The organism is Amycolatopsis sp. NPDC051071 (genome assembly GCF_040682875.1).
Lineage (GTDB): Bacteria > Actinomycetota > Actinomycetes > Mycobacteriales > Pseudonocardiaceae > Amycolatopsis.
In genome coordinates this window covers 1-11,120 of sequence record NZ_JBFBBY010000216.1, presented here as the reverse complement: position 1 = coordinate 11,120, position 11,120 = coordinate 1, and the positions used below count along the sequence as shown (strand labels likewise).

The 11,120-nt window shown below is 67.9% G+C and carries 9 protein-coding genes; 3 read left to right on the top strand and 6 right to left on the bottom strand.

All coding sequences use genetic code 11. The features are described from left to right. Nucleotides 1-44: 44 nt before the first annotated feature. The 6 genes from mptB to AB0M65_RS37365 form a co-directional block, all read right to left on the bottom strand. Nucleotides 45-1,604 carry a polyprenol phosphomannose-dependent alpha 1,6 mannosyltransferase MptB gene (gene mptB, locus AB0M65_RS37390; RefSeq protein WP_364039094.1) on the bottom strand — a complete coding sequence of 520 codons (1,560 nt, stop codon included), beginning with the start codon at nt 1,602-1,604 and terminating at the stop codon, nt 45-47. Between the two features lie 83 nt (nt 1,605-1,687). Next, nucleotides 1,688-3,337 (bottom strand): ABC transporter ATP-binding protein, encoded by a 1,650-nt coding sequence (locus AB0M65_RS37385; RefSeq protein WP_364039091.1) that lies wholly within the window; start codon nt 3,335-3,337, stop codon nt 1,688-1,690. Beyond that, complete coding sequence (locus AB0M65_RS37380; RefSeq protein ID WP_364039088.1) at nt 3,334-4,239, bottom strand: ABC transporter permease; 906 nt, start codon at nt 4,237-4,239, stop codon at nt 3,334-3,336. Before AB0M65_RS37380 ends, AB0M65_RS37385 begins: the two co-directional genes overlap by 4 nt. Beyond that, nucleotides 4,236-5,267 carry an ABC transporter permease gene (locus AB0M65_RS37375; RefSeq protein WP_364039085.1) on the bottom strand — a complete coding sequence of 344 codons (1,032 nt, stop codon included), beginning with the start codon at nt 5,265-5,267 and terminating at the stop codon, nt 4,236-4,238. Before AB0M65_RS37375 ends, AB0M65_RS37380 begins: the two co-directional genes overlap by 4 nt. Nucleotides 5,268-5,276: 9 nt before the next feature. After that, a complete protein-coding gene (locus AB0M65_RS37370) occupies nt 5,277-7,079 on the bottom strand; it encodes an ABC transporter substrate-binding protein (protein ID WP_364039082.1) in 1,803 nt (600 codons plus the stop codon). 357 nt (nt 7,080-7,436) lie between these two features. Continuing rightward, nucleotides 7,437-9,233, bottom strand: a complete 1,797-nt coding sequence (locus AB0M65_RS37365) for a hypothetical protein (protein ID WP_364039079.1) — start codon at nt 9,231-9,233, stop codon at nt 7,437-7,439. Nucleotides 9,234-9,338: 105 nt separating this feature from the next. On the opposite strand from AB0M65_RS37365, the gene AB0M65_RS37360 reads away from it, so the two are divergent. Genes AB0M65_RS37360 through AB0M65_RS37350 form a run of 3 tightly spaced genes read left to right on the top strand, consistent with a single transcriptional unit; the run spans nt 9,339 to nt 11,067 of the window. Beyond that, nucleotides 9,339-9,704 carry a hypothetical protein gene (locus AB0M65_RS37360; RefSeq protein WP_364039076.1) on the top strand — a complete coding sequence of 122 codons (366 nt, stop codon included), beginning with the start codon at nt 9,339-9,341 and terminating at the stop codon, nt 9,702-9,704. Further along, the gene (locus tag AB0M65_RS37355) at nt 9,701-10,924 is read left to right on the top strand and encodes a hypothetical protein (RefSeq protein WP_364039073.1); all 1,224 of its coding nucleotides are present in this window, start codon (nt 9,701-9,703) and stop codon (nt 10,922-10,924) included. Before AB0M65_RS37360 ends, AB0M65_RS37355 begins: the two co-directional genes overlap by 4 nt. Beyond that, entirely contained in the window at nt 10,921-11,067 is a 147-nt protein-coding gene (locus tag AB0M65_RS37350) for a hypothetical protein (RefSeq protein WP_162835874.1), read from the top strand. The genes AB0M65_RS37355 and AB0M65_RS37350 overlap by 4 nt, the downstream gene beginning before the upstream one ends. Nucleotides 11,068-11,120: the final 53 nt, after the last annotated feature.

Here is an 11,120-nt window from a genome sequence, read left to right as displayed (position 1 = left end):
AGGGAAGGGGGCCTTCACGCGCTTCAGGACCGAGATAGGCAAAGTCAGGATCGAGGGGCCTCGGCGGGCAGGAACTGCTCCACCGGCTTCCCCCGCCAGGCGGCGATGATCCCCAGCGGATCCGGCCGCAGCAGCGAAGCGGCCGCGTAGACACTCGCCGCGACGACGCCCGCCATGAACCACCAGTCGTACAGCGCCTGCTCACCGGTTGGGTAGTACACCAGCGTCACGAACACCGAGACCGCGACGACGACGGCGAGGTTGCGGCGCCGCCATTCGAAGGCGGCCAGTACCACGAAACCCCAGGTCAGGTACCACGGCAGCGAAGGTGGTGGGACGATCGCGCCTGCCAGCAGGACGATCGCCATCCGGTGGATCGCCGGGTTGCCGCCGTCGCGGGCCAGCCACCATTGACGGCCGGCGAAGACGAACAGGCCGACCATGGCGATCGCGCGGAACACGGTGACGAACGGCGAGACCTCGACGTCGATCACCAGGTTCACCAGCGAGTAGAAGATTTCGCCGATCCCGGTCGGGAAGTTCATCCAGTTCGCGATGAGCGTCGGCGCCTTGAGGCCGGTCAGCCAGCCGAGGTTCACCGAGCCCAGTGAGATCCAGGTTCCCGCGACGAACACCGGGAGGAAGATCCCGACCGAAGCCGCGCCCGCGCGGAAGAAGTTGACCACCTTCCGGTCACCGGGCAGGTGGTTTGCCCATACCCAGACCAGGAACGGCAGTGCCCAGGCCGCGGTCGGCTTGATCAGCATGCCGATGGTGACCAGGACGATCGCGAGGACGTGCTTGCGCTCCAGCGCGGCCAGTACGCCGATGGTGAGGAAGCCGAGCATCAGCAGGTCGTTGTGCGGACCGCCGACGAGGTGGATCACCGTCATCGGGCTGGCGATGGCGAGCCACAGCGTGATCGGCAGCTTGCCGCCGAGGTGTTTGACGAGCCGCGGCAGCGACCACAGCATCCCGACGAGGCCGATCATCAGCACCAGGCGGGTCGCGATGACGCCGGCGATCATGTCGTTGCCGGTGACCGCGACGATCCCCTTCGCGACCAGCAGGAACAGCGGGCCGTACGGGGCGGGCGTGGTCTGCCAGAGCGGGTGGACGTTCTGCACGACGTCCGGGAGCACTTCCAGTTCGGCCGGGCCGTTGGCGTACGGGTCAAGCCCGTTCAGCAGCTGCGCACCCTGCGCGAGGTAGGAGAAGACGTCGCGGGTGAACAGCGGCGGCGACACGAGCAGCGGCGCCATCCAGCAGGCCGCGGCGATCACGATCGGACGGCTGCCGATCCGGCCGGCGAGCGCGTAGCGGCCCAACCGGACCCATGCCCAGATGATCAGCGCGAAGCCGGTGTAGAGCATCGCGTTGGCCAGGACGCGGCCGTGGCCGTAGCGGATCCACGACAGCGGACCGTGACCCAGGATCGGGTCACGGATGAGGATGCCACCGGCGCCGAGTGCGGCCAGCATCAGCAGCGTGCTGCCGATGGTTCCCATCGCGATGGTGCGGTACGGGAACCGGGAAGGCACCCGGAGCCGCTCGCCGAGCGAACCGGCCGAGGGCGTCTGCGGGGAGTCTGTCGTGGTCGCCATTTCGAGATTGGAGGTTACACACCGCGCCTGTGCGAGTGCGCGGCAATGGGTGTTTCCCGCCTCGGACACGGGAATTCCGTCGGTCAGCGGTCAGCCGCCGCTCGCTGGGCGGTACCGCCGGGCAGCGCGGCGAGCAGGGACTTCGTGTACTCGTGCTTGGGGTCCAGCAGGACCTCTTCCACGGTACCGACCTCCACCAGCTCCCCCCGGTACATCACCGCGACCCGGTCGGCGATGTTCCACGCCAGCCCGAGGTCGTGGGTGATCACGAGCCCGGCGAGACCCAGCTCACGCCGCAGCCGCAGCAGCAGCGCGAGGATCTCGCCGCGGACGGACGCGTCGAGTGACGCCACCGGCTCGTCGGCGACGATCACCCCCGGGTCCAGCGCGAGCGCGCCCGCGATGACCACCCGCTGACGCTGCCCGCCGGACAGCTCGTGCGGGAGCCGGTCCAGGAACTTCTCGGCGGGCCGCAGTTCGGCCGCTTCGAGTGCCTTGGTGACGATCTCGCGCTCGTTCGCGCCCATGCCGTGAATGCGCGGGCCCTCCGCGACGGCCTCGTACACCGTGTGGTTCGGGTTGAGCGCGCTCGTCGGGTCCTGCAGGACAAGCTGGACTTGCCGTCGGTACGCCTTGAGCCCGGCGCCGCGGAGCGGGACCGGCTTGCCGTCGTAACGCACCGCGCCGGAGTCGGGTTTCTGCAGCCCGAGCAGCGTCCTGGCCAGTGTTGTCTTACCCGAGCCGGACTGGCCGACCAGCGCGACGATCTCGTCCCGGCGCACCTGCAGGCTCACCCCGGCGACGGCGTTGATCCGCTTGCCGGTCCGGTCGCGGAAGCTGACCCGCAGGTCCTCGGCCTCCAGCAACGCGGGCTGGTCGCCCTCGCGTTCGGGTTCCGGCGGCAGTGGCGTGCCGGTGGCCGGGGCGAACCGGGACACCGGATCACCCACGGTCGGGAAAGCCGCGGCCAGCGCCTTGCTGTGCTCGTGCCGCGGCGCGCTCATCAGTTCGGCGCTCGGCCGTTCCTCGACGATCTCGCCGTCGTACATGACCGCGATCCGGCGGCAGGTCGCGGCGAGCACGGACAGGTCGTGGCTGATCATGATCAGTCCGATCCCCTGTTCGGCGACGAGCCTGCCGAGCAGATCGAGCACCTGTGCCTGGACGATGACGTCGAGTGCCGTGGTCGGCTCGTCCGCGATGATCAGCCGCGGCGAGCAGGCCAGTGCCATCGCAATCATCACCCGCTGCTTCTGGCCACCGGACAACTCGTGCGGGTACGCGCCGGACCGGCCGGATGGCAGGTCGACCTGTTCGAGCAGATCCGTGACCTTGGCCTGGACCTCGGCGTCGGACAACGCCTTGCCACCGGGCGGGTGCAGGCGGATCGGCTCGGCGATCTGCTCCCCGATCTTGCGGACCGGGTTGAGCGCGTGCATCGCGCCCTGGAACACGACCGAGGCCTCGGCCCAGCGCACCGCGCGCAGCCTGCCCCATTTCATGGCCGTGACGTCTTCGCCGTCGAGCAGGATCTCGCCGCTGACCTTCGCCGAGCGCGGGAGGAGCCGCAGCACACTCATCGCGACCGTCGACTTCCCCGAGCCCGACTCCCCCGCCACCCCGAGGGTATCGCCGGGTTCGAGCACGAGGTCGACACCGCGGACGGCGGCGACCTCGCCGCTCCCGGTGGCGTAGGTGACGCCGAGGTTCTTCAGTTCCAGCAAGGGGCTCATGAGTGCTGTCCCTTCAGGCGCGGGTTCAGCACGGTCTCCAGCGCGCGTCCGACGAGGGTGAAGCCGAGTACCACCACGACGATCGCGATACCCGGCGGCAGCAGGTTCCACCAGGCACCCCGGGTGATGGCTCCGTTGTTCAGCGCGCTCTGCAGCATCGCGCCCCAGGAGATGGCGTTCGGGTCACCGACCCCCAGGAAGGCGAGGGTGGCGTCGGCGATGACGGCGTTGCCGACGACGAGCGTGGTGTTGGCGAGCACGAGCGGCATGACGCCGGGCAGCACGTGTTTGCCGATGATGTGCAGGTGGCCGCCGCCCAGTGCCTTCGAACGCTCGATGTACGGCCTGCTCTCGATGGTCAGGGTCTGCGCCCGGACCAGCCGCGCGGTGCTCGGCCAGGCGGTGACGCCGATGGCGATGATCACGGTCGCCGTGTTCCGGTCGAGGACCGCGGCCAGTACCACGGCCAGCACCAGTGACGGCAGCACCAGGAAGAAGTCCGTGAACCGCAGCAGCAGGCTCGAAATCCAGCCACCGAAATGCGCGGCCGCGATCCCGATGATCGTGCCGATCAGCACCGAGAGGAATGCGGCGGAGAACCCCACGAGCAGGGAGATCCTCGCACCCCAGTACGTCATCAGGAGGACGGATCGCCCGTCGATGTCGGTGCCGAGCCAGAACTCCGCGCTCGGGGGCTCCAACGAACCGCCGGTGACCTTGGTGACGTAGAGCCCTGACTCGTCGGTCAGGACCGGCGCCAGGATCGCCAGCAAGGTGATGACGCCGAGGAAGATCAACCCGGTCAGCCCGGCCTTGTTGGTCGCGAACTCGCGCCAGTGTTTCGCCACCGTCTCACGACGGCGACGCCAGACGATGCCGCTCGGTTTCTCCGCTGTCGTCATGTCGTCCGCACCCTCGGGTCGAGCACGCGGTAAAGCAGTTCCGCGAACAAGTTCATCAGCACCACCGCACCGGCCAGCACCACGAAGACTCCTTGCAGGAGAGGAAGATCCGGCCCCTGGAGGGAGGTGTAGAGCAGCTGTCCCAGTCCGGGCCAGCTGAAGACGGCCTCGACCGAGACCGCACCGGACACCACCATGCCGAACTGGATGAAGACGAGCGTGACGGTCGGCAGCAGGGCGTTGGGCACGGCGTGCCGCTTGCGCACGAGCTCGTCCCGCAGCCCCTTGGCCCGCGCGGTGGTGAGGTAGTCGGAGTCCATCTCCCCGATGAGAGACGACCGCATCACGAGCATGTACTGGGCGTAGAAGACCACGAGCAGCGTCAGGCAAGGCAGCACCAAATGGTGCAGGACGTCGAGGCCTTCACTGAAGAACCCCGGTGCGACGTCGGGGGAATGCATACCTCGGCTGGGGAAGAGCCCGTTCGTGGCGACCAGCAGGATGAGCCCCAGCCAGAACTGCGGGACCGACCACAGCGTGAGCGCGATACCGGTCTGGACGCGGTCGAAGGTGCTCTTGCGTCGCCACGCCGCCCGGATGCCGAGCCACAGACCGAGCAGGATCGCGAGTACCGTCGCGCTGCCGACGAGCAGGACGGTCGGCCACAGGCGTTCACCGATCAGGCCGGCTACCGGCTGCCGCAGGATGTAGGACTGGCCCATGTCACCGGTCAGCAGACCGGTGACGTAGTCCCAGAACTGCACCAGCAGGGGCTTGTCCACGCCCATCTGCTCGCGCAGTGCCGCCATCATCTTCGCGTCGGTCGGCCGGTCGCGAACCATGGTCCGGACCGGATCGCCGGGCAGCATCCTGAACAGGAAGAAGCCGAGAACGATGACCAGGACAAGGCTGGCCACCGCCTCGCCGATCTTGGTGAGGACGAACCGGGTGGTACCGGTCCCGCCCCGGCGCTCGTCGGGGTCGACGAGCGCCGAGGACGGGTCGAGGGAAGTCGATGCCTGGGTCAACGCGGTCCTTTACTCCCGGTCGTCCGCGGACTTGCCGCGCCGTCCGAGCAGCACACCGCCACCGACGAGCACCACCAGCACGACGGCGCCGATGCCGATCCACAGTCCGGTGTTGCTGCCGCTGTCTTCCGAACCCGCCGGGGTGGCGCCCGCCGGAGTGGCGCTCGCCGGGGTGGCGCCGTAGACGCCCCAGTAGCCGGACTGCTCTAGGATCGCGCCCTCGGGCTGCGGCTGCTTGGTGAACGACGCGAACTTGTCCGAGCGGTAGGCCTCGAGCACGTTGTCGTAGTCCAGGACGACGTCGACGTACTGGTTCGCCAGCACGGCCTGTGCCTGCTTGACGATCTCGGCGCGCTTGGCCGGATCGAACTCGGTCAGCTGCTTCTTGTACAGCTCTTCGTACTGCGGATCGCAGAAGAAGGTCGCCGAGGTGCCGCCGTTGCCCTGGGCGTTCGGGCGGCCGGCGCAGGTGTTGAGCGACAGCGCGTAGTCCGGGTCGGGCGACGTGCCGTAGCCGGAGATCGCCAGGTCGTAGTTACCGGCGGTGGTGCGGTCGTCGAGTTCGTCGTCGGAAACGAGTTCCTGCTTGACGCCGATGCCGATGTCCTTGAGCCAGCCCCCGACGAACTGTGCGGTGCGCTGGTCGAACGGGCGGTTGGCGTGCCCGGCGAGGCGGAACTCCAGCTTCGCACCACCGGGGGCGACGCGGATGCCGTCCTGGCCCTTCGCGAAACCGGCCTGGTCGAGGGTCGCGTTCGCGGCGCCGATGTCGTACTTGGTCTTCTCGGTGCCGGACGGGGACCAGGTGTAGGCCTTGTAGATCGCGGGGACGACGCCGGTTCCCGGCTGGCCGTAGCCGTTCATCACCTTTCCGACGATGGTGTCGGTGTCGATGGCCTGCGCGATCGCCTTGCGGACGCGGATGTCCTTCAGCAGCGGGTTGCCGTCACCGATCGGCTGGTCGACCACGTTCTTGACGCCGAAGTTGATGATGAGCTCGTTGTACCGGCGCCCGGGCGCCTTGTTCGTGGTGATGTCCTTCTCGCTCTTGAGCGCGTCGAACTGGGTCGGGGTGAGCCGGTTGATGACGTCGACCTCGCCCTGCTTCAGCGCGTTCACCGCCGCCTCGGCGTCCTTGAACTGCAGCAGCTGCAGTTCGTCGACCTTGGGGGCGCCGCGCCAGTAGTCCTTGTTCGCCTTGAACTTCACGAACTCGTTCTTCTTGTATTCGGTCAGCAGGTACGGCCCGCTGCCGACGCCGACGACGGCCATCTCGTCGGTCGAGGGGGCGTTGAGGTCCTTGATCGGCTCCCAGATGTGCTTGGGCACGATCGGGACGTCGAGCGAGGTCATACTCGACTGCGGTGCCTTGGTCTTGATGACCAGCGTCTTGTCGTCCGGAGCCGACACCGACGCGAAGTTGCCGACGTAGCTGCCGTTCGCGGTCCGGGCGTTCTCGTCGTCGAGCATCCGCTGGAACGTGTACGCCGGGTCCTGCGCGGTCACTGGCTTGCCGTCGGACCACTTCATCCCCTGACGGATGGTGAAGGTCCAGGTGAGCTTGTCGTCCGAGGTCTTCCACGACTCCGCGACCCCGCCGGTGGGCTGGGTGTCCTCGGCCGACGGCAGGGTCAGGAACTCGTAGTTGAACCGGCCGACCTGCGTCGCCGCCGACAGCGCGGCGGTGAACGGGTTCAGGTGGTCGATCCCGGTCGTGAGCGCCACCCGCAGCACCTTGCCCTGCTGCTGCGCCGCCGCGACGGGCACGAACGGCACCGTCGCGACCGCCGAAGCGGCGAGGACCGCGACCACGCGAAGACCACGTCGTCGCCTGGGAAAACGCTCTGTGCGCACGAAGACCACCCCATCGAAACTCGCTGTATCCAACCCCCGAAGCGGAAAAGTAACCACATGTCGCGGTAACCGCGCAATGACTCCCCAATACCCGACGTGCACGAAAGACGCCGTCACGTGGTCAAAAGTAACTGTACGTCAGATCAGCATCGCGTTAGGTCACCATTCAGGCGTATGACGAGGGCATAACCGCTGTGTCCTGGGCATTCAAGGAGAGCGCGCTTGCAGAACGCTTGCGCGCGATGATGCTCAATCGATACCGGACAGCAAAGTGGCCGCCGTGTCGCGCAACGACCCGGCGGCCACACTCCGGTTTCAGCTGACGGTGGCCTCACGACGCCGAGCGGTGGCGGCGGCCGCGTAGAGCCACGCGAACAGTGCCCACATACCGGCGAAGATGAGCCCGACGGTGACGTAGGCGACCGTCCACAGCACGGCAGGCGTCTCCGATTTCCGCTCCCGCTGCAGGAAATCGATCTCCGACATGAACTCACGCGGGCCGGACGCGGCGTCGATCGCCGGCGCGTTCGCGGCCGGGTCGGCAGGCGCGTAGATCGGGGCGAGCCCCATCATCCGGTTCGGGACATGCACGCGGATCCCGGTCTTCCACTGGCCGAACACCGGCAGCGGCTGAGCCGTGCGGTACACGCCCTCGCCGATCTTCACCAGCGGCGCGGTGAAGAAGTCGCCGCCCTGCCAGGAAAAGCCGTTCAGCCATACGGCGTCGTCGGCAAGGTCGGGCCGGGAGATCGTGACGGTCGCGTCCACCCAGCGGGGCGTGCCGCCGCCGTGCGGATCCGAGATCGGCAGCCCCACGGCGGCCTCGGTCAGCCGGACGTCGGCGGTGAACCCGGGTTCCGGGTCGCCAGGGACCGCGACCGACGACATCAGGGCGACCGCACCCAGCGCGCCGACGAGACCAATCACGTGCCGGGGACCGGTCGCGGGCACCAGGGTCGCCGTCTCTTCGACCCGCTGGTACTGCCAGACGCCGATGAACGCGCCCGCGAGCGCCGCACCGGTCCCGAACAGCACGAACAACGGCAGATCCGCGTTCGGCCACGGGTTCGGCATCAGCCAGTGGGTGAACGCCGCCTCGGCGAGCATCCCGGCCGTCCCCACGAGGAGACCGGCGACAGCGGCGAACGCGTACCCCTGGCGGTTACGCATCGCCAGTGCCACGATCTCGATGATCACCGCCTCGGCGACGTACGGCAGCAGCGACGCGACGTGGAGGTCGGCGAACAGCGGGATAATGGTGAAGGAGGCACGCGACGCGAGGAAGACCGCGACAACGATCAGCGCGCCGCCGGGGCCCCAGGACAGCCGTCCGTAGGTCAGCGTCCAGGCGCCGATCAGCCCGACGAGCACGACCTGCGACAGCATCGGGAACTGCGGGACGCCGAGGTCGAACTCCATCAGGAACGCCGACGCGCCCATCATCCAAGCACCGGCGAGCACCGGGCCGAGCAGCCGCACGATCGGCCCGGTCGCACCGACCTGGCGGGCCTCGCCGAGCAGTAACTGCAGACCGAGCACCACGCAGACGCCGCCGCCGATCATGAGGACGTGGGTCGGGCCCCATTCGGTGACGTCCTGGCCGAACAACCGGTGCCAGACGTCGTCGAGCGGGAATCCCGCGATACCGACCAGACCGGTCGCCATCATCTGGATGGAGCCCATCGGCGCCCGCCAGTGCGGACCGATCTTGAACGTGCGCTTGGGCAGGTCCTTCGTCGCCAGGGTCGCGCTGAGCACACCGGCGGCGAAGATACCCATCAGTCCGAAGTAGATCGGGTAGTGCGACGGGTTCGCGAGCGGACCTTCGTCGCGGCCGAGTTCCATATGGATCGGCACGTCCCAGTAGACGCCGATCAGCGCCGACATCCCCGAGAGGAACGCGACGACCATCGGCAGGGCGGCCCACCGTGGCAAACCGCTGAAGTCACCCATCCAGTCGGCGATCCGGCCGAAGACGGTCCGCTTCCCCGCCCGTTCGCGGAGGACGAAAACAGCCAATGGCAGGAAGACCGCGGTGAACATCAGGCCCGCGATCACGATCTGCCCGAATTGCGCGCCGCCGGCAGGCGGGCTCTCCTGAGCCAAGAACACCTTGCTCGCCTTCCTGCTAACCTAAGTAACTGTTACCTTGGGGTAACACGATAGAGGCAAGGTCCCCGCCGGGCAAGGTGGGGCGTACGACTTGAAAGGACCTCGATGCGGAGGATCGGCGGGATCTGCGGAATCACCGTGGCCGCACTGCTGGCCGTGACGGGCTGTTCGGGATCGACCGGTTCCGAACCGGCGCCGGACACCGGAACGCGGACCGTGAAGTTCTCGATTGCCGAGGGCAAGCGCACGGCGGGTCCCGAAGAGGTCGCGGTGCGCACCGGCGAGAACGTCGCGCTGGAGGTCACCTCTGACCAGGCGGACGAACTACATGTCCACGGCTACGACAAGGCCGCCCAGCTCGCTCCCGGCGTCCCGGGGACCGTGTCGTTCACCGCGAACATCGACGGCATCTTCGAGGTGGAACTGCACAAGAGCGGCGCGGCGGTGACCAAGCTCCGGGTGAGCGGATGATCCTGGCGCACGGTCTCGGCGGCCGGTCCGATCTCCCGGTCCCGCTGTGGCTCGCGCTCTACGCGGGAGCGGCGGCCGTCGTGGTCTCCTTCTTCGCGCTCACGGTTCTCTGGAAGGAACCGAAACTTCGCGGCGCCGACGCCGGCCGCGCGCTCCCCCTTGGCCTACAAGGATTCGTGGACAGCGCGTTCACCCGGATCACGCTGCGAGTACTCGGCGTCGCGTTGTTCGCGGGCTTTCTCGCCGTGGCGTGGGCCGGTCCGGACAGTTCGGCGGACAACCTCGCCCCCGCGTGGTTTTACGTCTGGTTCTGGGTCGGCCTCGTGCCACTCTCCCTGCTGTTCGGTCCGGTGTGGACCCGGCTGAATCCACTCAGGACAGTCGCTTCGCTGTTCCCGGCCCGGCACCGGGAACTCCCGGAACGACTGGGCTACCTGCCCGCGATCGTCGGCCTCTTGGCGTTCTTGTGGCTGGAACTGGTCTTCCCACATTCGGACTCGCCGCGAGCAATCGCTCTTTTTGGCGCCGTATATGCCGTTATACACATTGCGCTAGGGGTGGTCTTCGGGCCACGCTGGTTCGACCGCGGTGACGCTTTCGAGGTCTACGCCCGCCTGATCGCCGCCCTCTCCCCCTTCGGCAGGCGCGCCGACGGACGGCTCGTGCTCCGAAACCCGCTGGACGGCCTGCTCACTGTCTCCCCCGCGCCCTGGCTGACGGCGCTGATCCTGGTGGTGCTCGGCTCGACGGCGTTCGACGGGCTGACCCGGCTCCCCTTCTGGACGTCGCTGGACGCCGGCGTCCTCGGCGGCACCGCCGGTCTCGCGGCCTGTATCGCGCTCACCTATGGCGCCTACGCCGGCGCCATCGCCCTGACCAGGCCATATCTGCGGCGCGGTTTCGACCCGTATCCCGCGTTCGCGCCGTCGCTGATCCCGATCATGGTCGGCTACACGGTCGCGCACTATTTCTCGTTCGCCGTGTTCTCCGGCCAGCAGGGTTTTGGCCGCGCGATCGACTACACGGTCGTTTCGACCGGCGTGATCGCGCTGGTGCAGATCGCCGGAATCGTCGCCGGGCACGTTCTCGCCGTAACCTCGGCGCATGACCGTTCCGTCGGCGTGCTGCGCGCGAACTACGTCAAGGTGGGCCAGTACCCGATGCTGGCGCTGATGATCGCCTACACCGCGCTCGGGATCGCACTGGTCTCCGGCTCATGACCATCGCGGCGCGGGTGATGATGATGCACCAGGGCGGCTGGGACGAGATCCTGATCTTCGTCGGCCCCGTGGTGATCATCGGGCTGCTCATCTACGTCGCGCGCAAACAAGTCCCGACCACGCCCGAAGAGGACGACGAATAGCCCCGGGGCTCAGGTAGTGGGGCCCGTGCTCGCCTGAAGTACATGAAGGCCCC